Here is a 17,205-nt window from a genome sequence, read left to right on the forward strand (position 1 = left end):
ACACTTATCCTCTCAGAACGTGATCACGCCTTTAATCAGTTCCCGGTTGTTAATCACTTCCCGCTCGTAGATCTCTGCAAGTTGGGCAAACGCGTAACGGTGCGTGAGCATCATGTCGGCGGTCAGTTTGCCTGCCGACATCAGGCGGCCCACCTTGGCAAAATCTTCCGGGGTCGCGTTGCGACTGCCCATCATGGTGGTCTCTTTCTTATGGAACTCAGGATCGGAGAACTGTAAATCGCCTTTAAACAGCCCAACGAAAACGATGCTGCCGCCATGGCGAATCAAATTCACCGTGTTGTTCATCGCATGCTGATTCCCCGTGGCATCAATGACCTTTTGCGCCAGCGAGCCGCCAAACTGAGCGCGCAATTGCGCATCAAAATCTTCAGCAGACGGATCGATAACCGGAAGATCCAGTCGGGAAACCACATGCTCCCGGCGCGCGGGGCTGGTATCCGCCACCACCACTTGCGCGCCATCGGCTTTGGCAATCGCCGCCGCGCCCAGACCAATCGGACCGGCACCGACCACCAGCACCTGCTCACCCGGCGCTACCGCCGCCCGACGTACCGCATGTGCGCTGATGGCATAAGGCTCAATCAACGCCGCCGCCTGCGGGTCAATGCCCTGCGCATCCAGCAGGTTGGTCACCGGCACGGACAAGTATTCGCTGAAGCCGCCATCCTGGTGCACGCCAATCACTGAAATATTCTCGCAGCAGTTGGTGCGCCCGCTCTGGCATGCCGGACACTGCTGACAGGCCACGTAAGGAATAACCGCCACCTGCTGGCCATTTTTCAGATTTTGTATATTTTTACCCAGCCCGACAATTTCCCCACATATTTCATGGCCTAATACACGTGGATAGCTGAAAAAAGGTTGATTGCCGCCCCAGGCATGAATATCGGTGCCACAAATCCCCACCGACTTAATTTTTATTAATGCCTCACCTTCACCCGGAACAGGTATTTCACGCTCTTTCCAGACTAATTTTTTAGGTTCCTGGCAAATCAACGTATTCATCGTAGACATGATTCTGCTCTCCTGTTTTTTTGTTGCCTCAGATATCGACGAAAATAAAAAAACCGGAGAAAGCGGAAACGTAATCTGTGAATCTCAGCGCATAAAAATGTTTTAAATCGGGTTTTAATAGCGAAAAAGGAGACGCCATGAGCCGTTCACAGAACTTACGCCACAATGTGATTAACCAAATAATCGATGATATGGCGCGTGGTCATATCCCTTCCCCACTTCCGTCGCAAAGCGCGCTGGCCGAGATGTACAACATCAGTCGCACCACCGTGCGCCATATGCTGAGCCATTTAAGCGAATGCGGCGTACTGACGCAGGTCGGCAGCCACTATGTCATCGTGCGTAAACCTGACCATGACGACGGTTTTGCCTGCACCACCGCCTCCATGACCGAGCAAAACCGGATCTTCGAGCAGGCTTTTTTCACCATGATCAACCAGCGCCAACTGCGCGCAGGCGAAAGTTTCTCCGAACTGCAGCTTGCCAGAGCCGCAGGCGTCAGTCCGGTAGTTGTGCGGGAATATCTTTTAAAATTCGAACGTTACAACCTGATTAAAAACGAAAAACGCGGTCAGTGGAGCATGAAGCAGTTCGATCAGGCCTATGCGGAACAGCTGTTTGAACTCAGAGAAATGCTTGAGACCCATTCTTTACAGCATTTCCTCAATCTGCCCGATGATGACCCGCGCTGGCTGCAGGCCAAAACGCTGTTGGAGCGCCATCGCATCCTGCGCGACAGCATCGGCAGCAGCTTTCGTATGTTCTCGCAGTTAGACCGTGAGTTTCATGCTTTACTGCTCTCTGCTGCCGACAATATATTTTTTAATCAATCACTTGAAATCATCTCCGTGATTTTCCACTTCCACTATCAGTGGGATGAAAGCGATCTTAAACAGCGCAATATCATTGCCATCGATGAGCATATGACTATCCTCAGCGCGCTGATCTGCCGCAGCGACCTGGATGCCACCCTGGCGCTATGTAACCATTTGAATACAGCCAAACAATCGATGATCCGCTCCATCAATCAAAGTAGCGCTGCCGCGCATTAAGTACCGATAAAAAACAGCAAACCATTACCGGGAGCACGATTTTATAAAAATATAAACCCCTGAAAAATACCTCTTGCCTATGCTCACGCTAAGTCGACTGCATTAAAAACTTTTGTGAGCGGTGATGAGTAAATTGATTCATCACTGGTATTTTTTCAATACTGCACAGCCCACTGCTGTGTGAAAATAAATTATTGAGGTTCAGGAGTCCGGCGTGGAAAAAAATAATATTACCCTCGACCCGAGTTCTTCGTTTGACACGTCGTCATCAGCGGATATTAATGTTCCGCCTGAGGGCATGGTACAACGCAGTAGCCGAATTAAACGTATTCAGACCACAGCTATGATTTTATTATTTTTTGCTGCGGTGATTAATTACCTCGACCGTAGTTCATTATCAGTCGCCAACTTAACAATTCGGGAAGAACTGGGGCTGAGCGCCACGCAAATCGGCGTCCTGCTGTCGGTCTTCTCTCTCGCTTACGGTATTGCACAACTGCCCTGCGGCCCGCTGCTGGATCGCAAGGGTCCGCGCATTATGTTAGGACTCGGGATGTTCTTCTGGTCGCTGTTTCAGGCGCTGTCCGGGATGGTACACAGCTTCACTCAGTTTGTGCTGGTGCGTATTGGCATGGGGATCGGCGAAGCGCCCATGAACCCGTGCGGCGTAAAAGTCATCAACGACTGGTTTAACATCAAAGAGCGCGGCCGCCCCATGGGTTTATTTAACGCCGCCTCCACCATCGGCGTCGCCATTAGTCCACCGATTCTGGCTGCAATGATGCTGGTTATGGGCTGGCGCTGGATGTTTATTACCATCGGCGTGCTGGGCATTTTCCTCGCCATCGGCTGGTACATGTTGTATCGCAACCGCGAGCAGATTGATCTGAGCGCCACAGAACAGGCTTACCTGAACGCCGGCAGCGTCAATGCCCGCCGCGATCCGCTGAGCTTTGCCGAATGGCGCAGCCTGTTCCGCAACCGTACCATGTGGGGCATGATGCTGGGCTTTAGCGGCATCAACTACACCGCATGGTTATACCTGGCCTGGCTGCCGGGCTACCTGCAGACCTCCTACAATCTGGATTTAAAAAGCACCGGCTTAATGGCGGCCATTCCGTTCCTGTTTGGCGCAGCTGGCATGCTGATTAACGGTTTTGTCACCGACTGGCTGGTGAAAGGCGGTATGGCACCGATTAAGAGCCGGAAGATTTGTATTATCGCCGGGATGTTCTGCTCTGCAGCCTTCACCTTCGTGGTACCGCAGGCGACAACGTCAATGACCGCGGTGTTACTGATCGGTATGGCGCTGTTCTGTATCCACTTCGCCGGAACCTCCTGCTGGGGCTTAATCCACGTCGCCGTCGCCTCACGTATGACCGCCTCCGTAGGCAGTATCCAGAACTTTGCCAGTTTTATCTGCGCGTCCTTCGCGCCGATCGTTACCGGCTTTATTGTGGATACCACTAACTCTTTCCGCCTGGCGCTGATTATCTGCGGTTGCGTCACCATGGTGGGCGCCCTCGCCTACATCATCCTGGTGCGCCAGCCCATTAGCGATCCGCGTAAAGATTAATCCTCCAGATGCCCGATAACACCGCGCTTATCGGGCATGTTATGCTCCACGTATGAACATTATCTTGCGCGCCACGACTCTGGCAGAAACTGCCGCTCTTCCCGCCATCGAACGATCTGCGGGGCAACGTTTTTTACTCATCCCCGACCTGGCGTGGATTGCTGACGACCAGATTTTATCGGCTGCTCAGCATCGGGCATTTGCCGCCGCAGGCATGAGCTGGCTGGCGCAGGTCGATGAGCGTCCGCTCGGTTTTTTGGTAGCCGAAACGCTGGGGTCATCGCTGTTTATTGCTGAACTGTCGCTGCATCTGGAGTGGCAGGGAAAAGGAATTGGCCGCAGATTGATTGGCTATGTTGCCGAGCAGGCTCGCGAGAAAGGTTATACGTCATTGACGCTGACCACTTTCCGCGATGTGCCGTGGAATGCGCCATTGTATGCGCGACTGGGTTTTGAAATGCTGGCTGACGAGACGCTTTCGCCGGAATTGCGCGAAAAAAGAGCTGAAGAGGTGGCGCACGGGCAGACGTACGAACGACGCTGCGCCATGCGCCTGATGCTGCGTTGATTGCCCGATGGCGGCTACGCCTTATCGGGCATCACAGGCTTAGAACGTTTCCCAGTTATCCCCGGCATCAGTTACCGCTGCTTTACGCGGCTGGACCGTTGAAACTGGTTTAGCGGCGGCAACGTCGCGCGCGCGCTGCTGGTCATGCTGAATACGGAACACGGCTACGGCCTGGGTCAGACGGCTGGCCTGCTCTTCCAGTGCCGCGGCGGCAGCGGCGGATTCTTCCACCAGCGAGGCGTTCTGCTGCGTCACGCGATCCATCTCTGCAACGGCCAGACCCACCTGGTCGATGCCGCGGCTCTGCTCATCAGAGGCGGAGGCAATTTCACCCATGATATCGGTCACGCGGGTTACCGCATTGACGATCTCATCCATGGTTTCACCGGCGCTTTCCACCAGCGTTGACCCCACATCCACACGGCTGACCGAGTCTTCAATCAGGCTCTTGATCTCGCGCGCGGCCTGCGCACTACGCTGGGCCAGGTTACGCACTTCACCCGCAACCACTGCAAAACCACGCCCCTGCTCGCCCGCACGTGCGGCTTCTACCGCGGCGTTGAGCGCCAGAATATTGGTCTGGAAGGCAATACCGTCGATAACGCTAATAATATCGGCGATTTTCTGCGAACTGGAAGCGATATCGCGCATGGTTTGCACCACGTTATCGACCACTTTACCGCCTTTCTGCGCGGTTTCCGAAGCGCTCAGCGCCAGATGGCTGGCCTGACGCGCGTTTTCGGCGTTCTGCTTCACGGTCGCCGTCAGCTGTTCCATGCTGGCCGCCGTTTCTTCCAGAGAAGCTGCCTGCTGCTCGGTACGTGAGGAGAGATCGTTGTTGCCCATCGCAATCTCGCTGGCGCCGCTGTAAATCGCGTTAGCGCCGTTACGCACGTCACCCACGGTGTTCATCAGTTCACCCTGCATGTGGCGCAGGCTTTCCGCCAGTTGTCCAATCTCGTTGGAACCTTCCACCTCAATACGCTTCACCAAATCGCCGCTGGCGATATGACGAATGCTTTCAATCAGGCGGTTCATCGGAGAGATCAGCGTCAGTTTGATACCAAACCACACCGCAACGATAGCGGCCAGCACGGTAATCAGTACACACACCAGCACCCACATCGCCTGGCTATAGGAAGCGTTATTGTCCTCAACCGCGATGTCATACAGGCGATCGTTCTGCTGCATGTAACTCATGTACTGCTTCTCAAAACCGTCCTGATAGCTCTGAGTCGGTTGATCAAAAAACGCGTTGATCTTGCCTTCACCCAGTAACTGGATCAGCTCCGCCAGCGCGCCGTGATAGATGTCATAGGTGCGGTTGATCTCCTGGAACGCGGCTTCGCTTTGACGCGGATCGCGCGGAAGCGACTCGTAAATCGCCCAGTTTTTTTCGGTCAGCTTCAGGGCATTGCTCGCCACCTGCATCAGTTCTGCAACGGTCGCGCCGCTGCCGATGTTGCTCTGATCCATCATGTAGCGAATCCCCGCCCGGTTCAGGGTATTACGCGTTTGCAGTAGCTCAACCCAGGTAGCGTTCAGCGCAGACTGCTGCTGGCGAATGGTTTGCAGAACGGTAAAGTTCTCTTTGTCATTCTTCAGTGAGTTAAAAAACAAGCCGCCTGAGGCGAGCTGTAAAAGGCCAAATAGCGCCAATACCAGCAGTAAGCTGGTAACAATCTTCATTCGTTTTAACATGTTTTCTCTTTCCGCTAGACAGATGTCAGAATTTTCGGCCTGGAAAGGGAAAACTTTATGGAATTCGTTCGAAAAGCAGATGTTCCGGCGACATATCCCGCAGAAAAAAGCAGCAACACCTAATAGTTCAAGTAACGAACAATAGCATCAATGCCTCCCCTACCTTTTCAGAGGGCTTTTCATTCATACGCACTTCGACTACCAATGATAGTCTTGTCTCCCATCGCTAAAACAAGGAAGTCCTTCTGTGAAAAAGAAATTTCTCGACTTACTCTCCCATTCGTTTGCCTTCATGACGCTGGGATTCATTTTAGGGTTATTTACCCCTGTCGTGCCGAAGCTATTTATCCCGGAGATTACGGGCATTTTAATGGAAAGTATCGCGCCCAAAAGTATCATGTTACTGTTAATCACTGATGCGTTATTCACCGTCGTTTTACTCAAGTTATGTGGAACATTCGATCCGCAAAAGAAAGTGGCTGCATGCTTCTACAAAATTTTTTCTTTTACACTCAATAAACTTGGAAAATCTATTACCGCGGCCACTTTTGGCGCTCTGTTCGGCCTCACACTGGCAACTTTGTTCTACGGTGAGTTTTGCTTGGCGGGTGTCGGCGTAAAATTTTCTCTAATGTTGATTGTGATATGGGGCACGTTTGACTTCCTTAGTCACATGGGTAAAAACGCGGTCGACAAAATAGAGAGGCGTATGTTTTATTTCGTGGTTATTGGCATTACCGCCTACTACATCTACATCATTGCCACTCAAACACAGGTATCCACTCCCTGCGTGTGAACAACAAGCCTGAAAATGTGTGACTAAAATCACATATTTTCAAGCTATTATGCCGAATAAAAACCGCTCACTGACACTTGAGACCGCTTAAGCTGACATACAACCGCTCACTTATTTACCTTACTTTACGCGCGTAATTCTCTGGCAAGATCCCTCCAACATAGCAGTCAATTTACCTCCTCAAACACAAGATCAAACCCACGCGGCTTCGGCCAATTATTAATTAGATACCAGGTTTTACTATGGATACGAAAAAGATATTCAAGCACATACCCTGGGTGATTCTTGGAATCATCGGTGCATTCTGCCTCTCGGTAGTGGCATTACGTCGGGGTGAGCACATTAGTGCCCTGTGGATCGTGGTGGCCTCAGTTTCTGTTTATCTGGTGGCCTATCGTTACTACAGTCTGTACATCGCCCAGAAAGTGATGAAACTTGACCCGACGCGCGCTACGCCGGCGGTCATCAACAATGATGGTCTGAACTACGTTCCTACTAACCGTAACGTATTGTTTGGGCACCACTTTGCCGCTATCGCCGGTGCAGGTCCGCTGGTCGGACCGGTACTGGCTGCGCAGATGGGCTACCTGCCCGGTACGTTATGGCTGCTGGCAGGCGTGGTGCTGGCCGGTGCGGTACAGGACTTCATGGTGCTGTTTATCTCTTCCCGCCGTAACGGCGCATCTCTGGGCGAGATGATCAAAGAAGAGATGGGCCCGATCCCGGGAACCATTGCTCTGTTCGGCTGCTTCTTAATCATGATCATCATCCTGGCGGTACTGGCGCTGATCGTGGTGAAAGCGCTGGCGGAAAGCCCGTGGGGTGTCTTCACCGTCTGCTCAACCGTACCGATTGCGCTGTTTATGGGGATCTACATGCGATTCCTGCGCCCAGGCCGTGTGGGCGAAGTGTCGGTAATTGGTATTGTGCTGCTGGTAGCTTCAATCTACTTCGGCGGCGTGATTGCGCACGATCCGTTCTGGGGCCCGGCGCTGACCTTTAAAGACACCACCATCACCTTTACCCTGATCGGTTACGCGTTTATCTCTGCGCTGCTGCCGGTATGGCTGATCCTCGCCCCGCGCGACTATCTGGCGACCTTCCTGAAAATCGGCGTTATCGTCGGCCTGGCGGTGGGGATTGTTATCCTCAACCCGGAACTGAAAATGCCGGCGATGACGCAGTACGTTGATGGTACTGGCCCGCTGTGGAAAGGCGCACTGTTCCCGTTCCTGTTCATCACCATCGCCTGTGGTGCGGTATCTGGCTTCCACGCGCTGATTGCTTCCGGTACCACGCCGAAGCTGCTGGCTTGTGAAACCGACGCGCGTTTCATTGGCTATGGCGCAATGCTGATGGAATCCTTCGTGGCGATTATGGCGCTGGTTGCCGCCTCCATCATCGAACCGGGTCTGTACTTCGCAATGAACACCCCGCCTGCGGGCCTTGGCATCACCATGCCGAACCTGCATGAAATGAGCGGTGAGAACGCGCCGCTGATTATGGCGCAGTTGAAAGATGTCACCGCACATGCGGCGGCGACCGTCAGCTCCTGGGGCTTCGTGATTTCGCCTGAGCAGATCCTGCAGACCGCGAAAGACATCGGTGAACCGTCCGTTCTGAACCGCGCAGGTGGCGCGCCGACGCTGGCTGTGGGTATCGCTCACGTGTTCCACAAAGTGCTCCCGATGGCTGATATGGGCTTCTGGTACCACTTTGGTATTCTGTTTGAAGCACTGTTCATCCTGACCGCACTGGATGCCGGTACCCGTTCTGGCCGCTTTATGCTGCAGGATTTACTGGGTAACTTCGTCCCGTTCCTGAAGAAAACCGACTCTCTGGTGGCGGGTGTCATCGGTACTGCAGGCTGCGTAGGCCTGTGGGGTTACCTGCTGTATCAAGGCGTGGTTGACCCGCTGGGCGGCGTTAAGAGCCTGTGGCCGCTGTTCGGTATCTCTAACCAGATGCTGGCTGCCGTGGCGCTGGTTCTCGGCACCGTGGTGCTGGTTAAAATGCAGCGCACCAAATACATCTGGGTTACCGTGGTTCCGGCAGTATGGCTGCTGATCTGCACCACCTGGGCGCTGGGTCTGAAACTGTTCAGCACCAACCCGCAGATGGAAGGCTTCTTCTTTATGGCGAATCAGTACAAAGAGAAGATTGCTAACGGCGGCGAACTGACCGCTCAGCAGATTGCCAATATGAACCATATCGTCGTCAACAACTACACCAACGCAGGTCTGAGTATTCTGTTCCTGGTGGTGGTGTACAGCATCATTTTCTACGGGTTCCGTACCTGGCAGAAAGCCCGCGCCATCAACGGTCGCTCCGATAAAGAGACGCCGTATGTACCGGTGCCGGAAGGCGGCGTGAAGACCTCTTCACACCACTAAGATGTATTCAGCCCCGCTTCGGCGGGGCTTTTCGCTTATCAGGATTGTTTATGTTTGGTACTTTAGGGCAAGCTAAAAAATATCTCGGTCAGGCGGCGAAGATGCTGATTGGCATTCCGGACTACGACAACTACGTCGAGCACATGAAGACCAACCATCCCGATAAGCCGTACATGACCTACGAAGAATTCTTCCGCGAGCGCCAGGAAGCCCGCTACGGTAGCGGCGGAAGCAGTTGCTGTTAGAAGGAGAAGTGAATGACCCCGATTGCAGTTACCCTACTCACCGGTTTTCTTGGCGCGGGTAAAACCACCCTGCTGCGCCATATTCTCAACGAGCAGCACGGTTACAAGATTGCCGTTATCGAAAATGAATTCGGCGAAGTCTCAGTGGACGATCAGCTGATCGGCGACCGCGCCACGCAGATTAAGACCCTGACCAATGGCTGCATTTGCTGTACCCGCTCCAGTGAGCTGGAAGATGCCTTGTTAGACCTGCTCGACAACCTCGACAAAGGCACTATCAATTTTGACCGTCTGGTGATCGAGTGCACCGGCATGGCCGACCCCGGCCCGATTATCCAGACCTTTTTCTCCCATGACGTGATTTGCGAACGCTACCTGCTGGACGGCGTGATTGCGCTGGTTGACGCGGTGCATGCTGACGATCAGATGAACCAGTTCACCATCGCCCAGTCGCAGGTCGGCTATGCTGACCGCATCCTGCTGACCAAAACCGACGTCGCAGGTGAAAGCGAGAAACTGCGTGAGCGCCTGGCGCGCATCAACGCCCGTGCGCCGATTTACACCGTGACGCATGGCGATATCGACCTTTCGCTGCTGTTCGACACCAACGGTTTTATGCTGGAAGAGAACGTGGTCAGCGCCAAACCGCGCTTCCACTTTATCGCTGACAAGCAAAACGATATTTCCTCGATCGTCGTCGAACTGGATTACCCGGTGAACATCAGCGACGTATCGCGCGTAATGGAAAACCTGCTGCTGGAATCCGCCGAGAAGCTGCTGCGCTATAAAGGCATGCTGTGGATTGAAGGCGAGCCCAACCGCCTGCTATTCCAGGGCGTCCAGCGCCTGTACAGCGCCGACTGGGATCGCCCGTGGGGTGACGAAACGCCGCACAGCCTGCTGGTATTTATTGGCATTCAGTTGCCCGAAGATGAGATCAGAGCCGCATTTGCGGGATTGAAGAAGTAATCCCCTACTGAATTGCCCGGTGATGCGATGTGACCGGGCCTGAAAATCCCGCTCCTTGTAGGCCGGATAAGGCGCAGCCGCCATCCGGCACTTCCCCCCCACTCACTCGGTGATCACAAACCGCGTCGCGGCAAAGCAGTTCAACACCCGGTGCACCAGAAATACCATGGTTAGCGTTGCCACCAGCGCGACGGTGACGGAGGTGATACGATACAGATCGCTGAATACCAGGTCCTGATCCGGGTGCAGGTTCTGGCCAAACATAATGCCGATGGTGGTGATGCTGGCAAACCCCACGCCCGCGCCGACTTTTTCCATTACGTGCAGGCGGGCGCTGAATGCCAGCCCGAGGCCGATCAGCGGCATCATCAGCACCATATGGTTGCTGAAATCGTAGATAAGCAGCTGCACCAGCAGAATATACAGACAGGCCAGCACCACGCCGACCACACGCCAGATCGAGCTGATCACCGCCCCGCGATAGTGCATCGGGAACAGGATCAAAATGCCCGCCATCAGCGCCGACAGCGAATCACTCAAATCGCAGATCTGGAAGACCACAAAAATCATCGTCGCCACCGTGCCGGAAAGCAGCGACTCGTGGCGCACCCGGGCGGCATCTTTTTCAATGCGCGGCGGCGGCTGGCGGGGTTCCACGTCCGGGATCAGATAATGCAGCAGCGCGCTCAGCGCCACCGCCATGACGCAGGCCTCCATATTGGAGAACATCAGCGTATGCCAGTTGGTGGTGGGATAGCTCATAAAATTGAGCATCGTGCTCTGGCATACCACGCCCATCGAACCGAGCAGAAACAGTGGCCCTTTGCTCATAAAACGAAAACGCATCACGTACAGGCCGAACACCACCAGCGTCATGATCAGCGGCCACTGTGAGAGATAGCCGACAATCAGCACCATTTCAACGCAGTTTACTGCCGCGCTGAACACAAACTGTGTTGCCACATGGCGGTTGAACACCGGCACCAGCGACAGCAGCATCAGCGGATAAACCACAAAGAACACGCCGTACTGCACGTTGTAGAAGGTTGAGATGCTCAGCGCGATTGTCCCGGCAACGGAGATACGCAGGGTCTGGCGAAAATCATTGGCGGTGTAGACAATATTCCCGTGCGGCGTAAAGACATGGGCCAGCGTGTTAATAGACATAATGCAGCCAGCTAACGAGGTGGATCTGCGCCCCGGCAAAGGTGCGGGCGAACTCCCCCTCGCTGTTATACAGCTGTACCGTGGCGCGCGCCCCGGTCGGTAACGGCGTGTCGAGCGGTTCGTTCAGCGCCACATGAATACGCATACGCTGGGCATCACGCACCCAACGGGTGGACTGTTCCGGTTGCGACAGTTGGCCGTTAACCTGCTCCTGGCCCGCCAGAATACCGGCATCGCTGCTGGTAACGCGGGCAGAAAAAACCTTGCCCGGCATGGCGTCGAACACCACGGCGGCCTCGGTATCCACGCGAGTGTGGCGCAGGCTTTTCTCGCGAAAGTCGGCCACGATATCGGTCTGGTGGCTGACCAGCGCCAGCAGCGGCGTGGCGGCGGTGGCGTACAGTCCGGGGCTAAGCTGCAGGTTACTCACTATACCGTCGGTCTGGGCATACACTTTGCTCCATCCAAGGTTCAGTTGCGCCTCTTCCAGCGCGTTACGGTATTTTTGCAGCGTCACGTTGCGCTTGTCATCGCGCTCGCCACGCTGGATAAGCAGGTTCTGAATACTGGCGTTGAGCGCCGCCACCGACTGCTCGCTGGTCTGCCAGGCAGTACGCACCTTGTCGAGATCGGATTGCGATACATTCTGCATGGCGCTCAGGCGTTGATAGCGGTCAAAGGTGGTCTTATCGTTGCGGGCGTTAAATTGCGCGGTGCGCAGGTTGGCACGCGCAGAGGCGATCTGCGCATCCAGCTGTTGGTTGCTCAGCTTCGCCTGCTCAAGAGCAATCTGCGCCGCCTCGACCTTATTGATAAACGGCGTCGGATCCAGTTCGTACAGCAAATCGCCCTTTTTCACCCGGCTATTGTTATGTACATGCACCTGCGAGACATAGCCGGAAACGCGTGAGGAAACAGGCGTTACCACGCGCATCACCGTGGAGTCTGGCGTCAGCGGGATCCAGATATCAGCAACGATAAACCAGGCGAATATTACCAGGAAAGCGGCAATACTCACCCTTACCCAACGGGCAAATTTTTGTTCTGGGGTCATCATAGTTTTTTAGTGTTGATTGTCTTCTTCGCGGATTGTCCGCAAATTGCAGGCGATTTGATTTAACGTCGCGCTGAAGGCGGCAAGCTCCGCTTCAGGAATGGTGCAGGTGACGCGATGTTGATACATCTCAATCACCCGGTTAAGTTCTTCAAGCCTTGTACGGCCCTGCGCGGTCAGCGTCAGCAGTCGGATGCGTTTGTCATAAGGCGATGTGGAACGCAGCAGGTAGCCCTGCTTTTCCAGTAGTGTGAGGGTGCGCATCAGCGGCGGCAGTTCAATGCCCTGCACCTGGGCCAGTTCACTGACCGAGACGTTGTCTCCCAGTTGATACAGCTGCATCAATACCGTCCAGCTTGATTGCGTCAGGCCTGTATCGGTGATGGCAGCATCAATAATGGCCCGCCACTGGCGTACCACCATCGCCATGCGCATCCCCATCGGACGCCGGGCAAACAGTTCATCTTCAGTCATGTTTCTTTTTCCTCATCGCTGAGAAGAAAATAATACTTATCAGGATAAGTATCAAGAAACAGACTATCAACAAGCATAAATTGATAAACACCGTGAATATAAAAGAGGCCGAATGCGCTAACACCCGGCCTCTGTCGATAGAAAATAATTACTCCACCTGATCGCGTCGCAGCCCGACGTCACGCAGCCGCTCATCGCTCATCTGTTGCAACAGGCGCCGCGTTTGCGCCCGTAGCCGCCATGCTTTATATGCCCGCCAGATCAGAACAAACCCAATGAACGGCTGCTTTGCTTTATTCTCATGAAATTCCATACCTTGCCTCCCGTCTTGCCAGAGGCTTTATCTTCACGGATTTGGGCCTGAACAATACAGACTCACAAAGTACTTTTATTTAACATACAGATTGGTTAAAAAGAGTTCTGCATCGCTTTTTTCACGCCAATCTGTACTGGTTTTTTTATCTGTATGGTACCCATGAGGGATACAGCATGACGCGTTACCAACATCTGGCCAATCTGCTGGCCGAACGCATTGAGCAGGGGCTGTATCGCCATGGCGAAAAATTGCCTTCGGTGCGCAGCCTGAGTCAGGAGCATGGGGTCAGTATCAGTACCGTCCAGCAGGCATATCAGACGCTGGAACAACTACAGCTGATCACGCCGCAGCCGCGTTCCGGTTATTTTGTCGCGCCACAAAAAGCACAACCGCCGGTGCCGCCGATGTCGCGTCCGGTGCAGCGTCCGGTCGAGATAACCCAGTGGGATCAGGTGCTGGACATGCTGGCAGGTCATGCGGACAAATCGATAATCCCTTTTAGCAGTGGCGTGCCCGATATCAATCAACCCAGCCTGAAGCCACTGTGGCGCGAACTCAGCCGCGTGGCGCAGCATAATCTCAAGGCAGTTCTGGGCTACGATGAATTACCTGGCTGTCGGGAATTGCGTCAACAGATTGCCCGGCTCATGCTGGACGGCGGTTCGATCGTCAATGCGGATGATATTGTGATCACTAATGGCAGCCAGAGCGGAATGTCGCTGGCGCTGCTAACGGTCTGCCAGCCAGGCGATATTGTCGCCGTTGAATCTCCCGCCTACTACGGCACAATGCAGCTGCTGCGCGGATTAGGGATCAAAGTTATTGAGATCCCGACCGATCCGGATGCTGGGATCAGCATTGAAGCGCTGGAACTGGCGCTGGATCAGTGGCCGATTAAAGGGGTGATCCTGGTTCCTAACTGCAACAACCCGCTCGGCTTTATTATGCCGGATGCGCGTAAACGCGCTGCGCTCGCCCTCGCCCAGCAGCACGATATTGTTATTTTTGAAGATGATGTGTACGGAGAACTGGCCACGGAATATCCGCGTCCGCGCACAATCCATTCCTGGGACAGCGACGGTCGGGTGCTACTGTGCAGCTCATTTACCAAATCCGTGGCGCCGGGATTGCGCGTCGGTTGGGTTATTCCCGGTCGTTATCACGATAAATTTCTGCATATGAAATATGCCGTCATCGGCACTAACGTTCCTGCTACACAGCTGGCGGCCGCCACCTTCGTACGCGAGGGGCATTATCATCGTCATGTTCGCCGTATGCGTCAGATCTACCAGCGGAATATGGAGATCTATACCTGCTGGGTACGGGAATATTTCCCCTGCGGGATCTGCGTCACCCGGCCGAAAGGTGGCTTTATGCTGTGGGTTGAATTACCACAGCAGGTCGATATGGTCTGCGTCGCCAAACAGCTCTGTCGCCTGAAAATCCAGGTCGCGCCTGGCTCGCTATTCTCCGCATCCGGTAAATACCGCAACTGCGTACGCATCAATTGTGCGTTGCCGCCAGACGAGAAGCATCGGGAAGTCATGCAAAAACTCGGCGAGGCGGTAAAGGTGGCGATAGAGTAAGTCGGTATACCCGGCTTCGCCTCTGTCTAGTGGCTTAACCCCTGGATATCCTCAGCGGAAAGTCGGGTAATTTTTTGTACCGTGCTGATATCGATGCCATCTGCCAGCATGGTGCAAGCAATACGGAGCGCCTCAGTTCGCTGCCCCTCTATCAGCCCTTCTTGTTTACCTTCCTGTTTACCTTCTTGTTTCCCTTCCTGCAGACCTTTTAGCCATCCTTTTTGAAAACCTGCCTCATGCAATCTGTCCGCGATCGTCATCAAATGCTCCTTATGTTGCGGTGAACGTTCGGCAACCCCACGAATAAACTCACTGAATCGAGGTGCATCGCCAGTTTGCAAAATATAATTAAACAGCGTCTTTATCTGGCTGTCATTAGTCAGTCCAGTAAGTAGCAGGGAAACAATTTGTTCAACAAGCCCCATAAGGACGCCACCCCCTCACCTGCAACTTTCTCTCTTTGCGAGGCGATTTCAGAGATAAAAACGTCCCTTTGTAACGTCCGCATTTATCTGGAACGTATCACGCAGAATCACGACCTCAATGCACATTCCCGCTTTTTCATCGCACACCCTGTGCTATAACAAATCATCACTTTCATGGAGGGCGCGATGTGACGCATACCCGGGATATTCCACAATCGTTCTGGCGTGACGCGCAGTTGCCGTGGCTGGAACTGCGCAGCACCTGGCGTAGTCATCAAGCCTATAAACGTCATCATCATTCTCAGCTCTCGGTTGGAGCGATTCTTGAAGGTGAGACGTGCTGCCAGTGTGATGGCAAAGAATACCTCCTGAGCTCAGGCGACCTCATTGTGATCCCATCGCTGGCACCTCACAGCTGTAACCCCGTGAATGGGCGGTTTCGCAGTTACCATATGCTCTATCTTGATGCCCGATGGTGCCTGGCCCATCTGCCTGCGCTGAGCAGCAATCAGCAGCTTTACCCACGCACTCCCGTTATCCGCGATCCGCAATTATTCCAGCGCTATTTGCGCCTCGTGGCGCTCATGCAGCGGCAACAAACGACACAGATAACCGATGCCGCGCAGGCACTGCTGCGCTCGCTGCCCTTGCAATCGGTAAAAGCGGAAAACCTTAGCGCTGCCAGCGCGTATCTGCGTGAACGGTTGCAGTCCTGTTTGTTTGCGCCCCCCTCGCTGGACGATCTGGCTTATGAATGCCACATGCGTAAAGAGACGCTGATCCGTAACTTTAAGCAGGACACCGGCCTGACGCCGGGGAGTTATCTGAATATCCTGAGAGTTAACTATGCCCGCCAGCGGCTGCGTGCCGGGGACGAAATTGCGGATGTCGGCTACCAGAGCGGGTTTGCCGACCAGAGCCATTTCCATCGCACCTTTGTGCGCTACACCGCGGCTACACCGCGTCAGTATGCATTAGGACGATCAATATCAGACAATAATTAGCGCGGCATCAGGCGTAGGGTGAACTCGGATTCCTTCTCTGAGGTCACTATGTCACTGCTTGCTGAACTTTTTCCGTCTGCGTTTCCCGCGCTGGCGCTGGCGCATTTTGTCGCACTCCTTAGCCCGGGTCCGGACTTCTTTTTACTGGTCGGCTATGCCGTACGTTACCGGATGCGCGGCAGCGCCGGGCTGTGCGTGGGGATCGCCATCGGCAACGGGCTGTATATCCTGCTGGCGATTATCGGTTGGGGGATCCTGCGTCAGCTTCCTCTGCTGTTTACAGTTATTGAGCTATTGGGCGCACTCTATTTATTGTGGATTGGCAGTCTGCTGATACGCAGCCGCCCACAAACTCTGACCGGAGCAAACGCCCAGTCGACCTGTCCAGGGTTTGGCAAACAGCTGCTGCTGGGGTTAGCTTCGTCACTACTCAACCCTAAAAATGTGTTGTTTTATCTGGCGCTAATGACCGCCCTGCTCGGCCCGTCGGTGACGTTGCTGCAACAAAGCATGAGCGGGATATGGATGACCAGCGTGGTGCTGTTCTGGGATCTGCTGATCGTCATGTTCATCGGTTTACCGCAGATCCAGCGACGCTTAACCAGAGGGATATTGTGGGTAGAGCGTATCGCCGGCGGCGTACTGATCATCTTCGGTTGTGCCATCGCGCTGCGTTTTTTGCAAAACATCTTACTCTGATAAACGTGGCGATTTTCTGCAAATAAACCGGATAAACTCGTTTAATTAATATCCAATCCACATTACACTGCAAATGGTTGCTACCCGTTCAACTTACTCTTCCTGAGGTGCGATGTGCTGATTGTTACCTGTAATCGTTACGCTT

Annotated in this window: 16 protein-coding genes and 1 pseudogene; 10 read left to right on the plus strand and 7 right to left on the minus strand. The window is 54.0% G+C overall.

All coding sequences use genetic code 11. The annotated features are described in order from the left end of the window. Window positions 1-12: 12 nt before the first annotated feature. Entirely contained in the window at window positions 13-1,035 is a 1,023-nt protein-coding gene (locus ICA20_RS21325; protein WP_038636961.1) for a zinc-binding alcohol dehydrogenase family protein, read from the minus strand. A gap of 137 nt (window positions 1,036-1,172) precedes the next feature. Between ICA20_RS21325 and ICA20_RS21330 the strand changes: the two genes are divergently transcribed. From ICA20_RS21330 to ICA20_RS21340, 3 genes are all read left to right on the plus strand, one after another. Then, window positions 1,173-2,087: a GntR family transcriptional regulator gene (locus ICA20_RS21330; RefSeq protein ID WP_038636960.1), complete on the plus strand. Its 915-nt coding sequence runs from the start codon at window positions 1,173-1,175 to the stop codon at window positions 2,085-2,087. Between the two features lie 214 nt (window positions 2,088-2,301). After that, window positions 2,302-3,663 (plus strand): MFS transporter, encoded by a 1,362-nt coding sequence (locus ICA20_RS21335; protein ID WP_038636957.1) that lies wholly within the window; start codon window positions 2,302-2,304, stop codon window positions 3,661-3,663. 52 nt (window positions 3,664-3,715) lie between these two features. Continuing rightward, complete coding sequence (locus ICA20_RS21340; protein ID WP_038636954.1) at window positions 3,716-4,231, plus strand: GNAT family N-acetyltransferase; 516 nt, start codon at window positions 3,716-3,718, stop codon at window positions 4,229-4,231. 39 nt (window positions 4,232-4,270) lie between these two features. Here the strand turns inward: ICA20_RS21340 and tsr are convergent, their stop codons facing one another. Next, on the minus strand, window positions 4,271-5,932 hold the full coding sequence (gene tsr / locus ICA20_RS21345; RefSeq protein WP_038636951.1) for a methyl-accepting chemotaxis protein: 1,662 nt from the start codon (window positions 5,930-5,932) through the stop codon (window positions 4,271-4,273). Between the two features lie 247 nt (window positions 5,933-6,179). On the opposite strand from tsr, the gene ICA20_RS21350 reads away from it, so the two are divergent. The 4 genes from ICA20_RS21350 to yjiA all read left to right on the plus strand — a co-directional run bounded on the left by ICA20_RS21350 (window position 6,180) and on the right by yjiA (window position 10,335). After that, entirely contained in the window at window positions 6,180-6,728 is a 549-nt protein-coding gene (locus ICA20_RS21350; protein WP_038636949.1) for a hypothetical protein, read from the plus strand. A gap of 242 nt (window positions 6,729-6,970) precedes the next feature. Next, complete coding sequence (gene btsT, locus ICA20_RS21355) at window positions 6,971-9,121, plus strand: pyruvate/proton symporter BtsT (protein ID WP_038636946.1); 2,151 nt, start codon at window positions 6,971-6,973, stop codon at window positions 9,119-9,121. A 50-nt stretch (window positions 9,122-9,171) separates the two neighbouring features. After that, window positions 9,172-9,366 carry a YbdD/YjiX family protein gene (locus ICA20_RS21360; RefSeq protein WP_003830038.1) on the plus strand — a complete coding sequence of 65 codons (195 nt, stop codon included), beginning with the start codon at window positions 9,172-9,174 and terminating at the stop codon, window positions 9,364-9,366. A gap of 12 nt (window positions 9,367-9,378) precedes the next feature. Next, window positions 9,379-10,335, plus strand: coding sequence for a GTPase (gene yjiA, locus ICA20_RS21365; protein ID WP_038636937.1), 957 nt, complete (start codon window positions 9,379-9,381; stop codon window positions 10,333-10,335). Between the two features lie 102 nt (window positions 10,336-10,437). Here yjiA and ICA20_RS21370 read toward each other — a convergent pair whose 3' ends face one another. The 4 genes from ICA20_RS21370 to ICA20_RS21385 all read right to left on the minus strand — a co-directional run bounded on the left by ICA20_RS21370 (window position 10,438) and on the right by ICA20_RS21385 (window position 13,343). Next, the gene (locus ICA20_RS21370; RefSeq protein WP_038636934.1) at window positions 10,438-11,502 is read right to left on the minus strand and encodes a DUF2955 domain-containing protein; all 1,065 of its coding nucleotides are present in this window, start codon (window positions 11,500-11,502) and stop codon (window positions 10,438-10,440) included. Next, a complete protein-coding gene (locus ICA20_RS21375; protein WP_149282214.1) occupies window positions 11,492-12,559 on the minus strand; it encodes an HlyD family secretion protein in 1,068 nt (355 codons plus the stop codon). Before ICA20_RS21375 ends, ICA20_RS21370 begins: the two co-directional genes overlap by 11 nt. 6 nt (window positions 12,560-12,565) lie before the next feature. Continuing rightward, window positions 12,566-13,030, minus strand: coding sequence for a MarR family transcriptional regulator (locus ICA20_RS21380; protein ID WP_038636927.1), 465 nt, complete (start codon window positions 13,028-13,030; stop codon window positions 12,566-12,568). A 148-nt stretch (window positions 13,031-13,178) separates the two neighbouring features. Next, the gene (locus tag ICA20_RS21385) at window positions 13,179-13,343 is read right to left on the minus strand and encodes a DUF1127 domain-containing protein (RefSeq protein ID WP_003019180.1); all 165 of its coding nucleotides are present in this window, start codon (window positions 13,341-13,343) and stop codon (window positions 13,179-13,181) included. Between the two features lie 176 nt (window positions 13,344-13,519). On the opposite strand from ICA20_RS21385, the gene ICA20_RS21390 reads away from it, so the two are divergent. Continuing rightward, window positions 13,520-14,932, plus strand: a complete 1,413-nt coding sequence (locus tag ICA20_RS21390) for a PLP-dependent aminotransferase family protein (protein ID WP_038636924.1) — start codon at window positions 13,520-13,522, stop codon at window positions 14,930-14,932. Window positions 14,933-14,958: 26 nt separating this feature from the next. On the opposite strand, the pseudogene ICA20_RS21395 reads toward ICA20_RS21390, so the two are convergent. Continuing rightward, window positions 14,959-15,360: pseudogene (locus ICA20_RS21395) on the minus strand (ISNCY family transposase); the annotation flags it as partial. Window positions 15,361-15,545: 185 nt separating this feature from the next. Between ICA20_RS21395 and ICA20_RS21400 the strand changes: the two are divergent. After that, entirely contained in the window at window positions 15,546-16,361 is an 816-nt protein-coding gene (locus ICA20_RS21400) for an AraC family transcriptional regulator (protein WP_038636922.1), read from the plus strand. A gap of 48 nt (window positions 16,362-16,409) precedes the next feature. Further along, the gene (locus ICA20_RS21405; protein ID WP_038636919.1) at window positions 16,410-17,060 is read left to right on the plus strand and encodes a LysE family translocator; all 651 of its coding nucleotides are present in this window, start codon (window positions 16,410-16,412) and stop codon (window positions 17,058-17,060) included. The last annotated feature ends 145 nt before the right edge of the window (window positions 17,061-17,205 follow it).

It is taken from the genome of Citrobacter sp. C5_2 (assembly GCF_014596845.2).
Lineage (GTDB): Bacteria > Pseudomonadota > Gammaproteobacteria > Enterobacterales > Enterobacteriaceae > Citrobacter > Citrobacter werkmanii.

What these genes read in the sequence shown, in the direction of transcription:
- ICA20_RS21325 (WP_038636961.1), bottom strand. Translation starts at nt 1,035, where the DNA reads ATGTCTACGATGAATACGTTGATTTGCCAGGAACCTAAAAAATTAGTC.
- ICA20_RS21330 (WP_038636960.1), top strand. Translation starts at nt 1,173, where the DNA reads ATGAGCCGTTCACAGAACTTACGCCACAATGTGATTAACCAAATAATC.
- ICA20_RS21340 (WP_038636954.1), top strand. Translation starts at nt 3,716, where the DNA reads ATGAACATTATCTTGCGCGCCACGACTCTGGCAGAAACTGCCGCTCTT.
- tsr (WP_038636951.1), bottom strand. Translation starts at nt 5,932, where the DNA reads ATGTTAAAACGAATGAAGATTGTTACCAGCTTACTGCTGGTATTGGCG.
- btsT (WP_038636946.1), top strand. Translation starts at nt 6,971, where the DNA reads ATGGATACGAAAAAGATATTCAAGCACATACCCTGGGTGATTCTTGGA.
- ICA20_RS21360 (WP_003830038.1), top strand. Translation starts at nt 9,172, where the DNA reads ATGTTTGGTACTTTAGGGCAAGCTAAAAAATATCTCGGTCAGGCGGCG.
- yjiA (WP_038636937.1), top strand. Translation starts at nt 9,379, where the DNA reads ATGACCCCGATTGCAGTTACCCTACTCACCGGTTTTCTTGGCGCGGGT.
- ICA20_RS21370 (WP_038636934.1), bottom strand. Translation starts at nt 11,502, where the DNA reads ATGTCTATTAACACGCTGGCCCATGTCTTTACGCCGCACGGGAATATT.
- ICA20_RS21375 (WP_149282214.1), bottom strand. Translation starts at nt 12,559, where the DNA reads ATGATGACCCCAGAACAAAAATTTGCCCGTTGGGTAAGGGTGAGTATT.
- ICA20_RS21380 (WP_038636927.1), bottom strand. Translation starts at nt 13,030, where the DNA reads ATGACTGAAGATGAACTGTTTGCCCGGCGTCCGATGGGGATGCGCATG.
- ICA20_RS21385 (WP_003019180.1), bottom strand. Translation starts at nt 13,343, where the DNA reads ATGGAATTTCATGAGAATAAAGCAAAGCAGCCGTTCATTGGGTTTGTT.
- ICA20_RS21390 (WP_038636924.1), top strand. Translation starts at nt 13,520, where the DNA reads ATGACGCGTTACCAACATCTGGCCAATCTGCTGGCCGAACGCATTGAG.
- ICA20_RS21405 (WP_038636919.1), top strand. Translation starts at nt 16,410, where the DNA reads ATGTCACTGCTTGCTGAACTTTTTCCGTCTGCGTTTCCCGCGCTGGCG.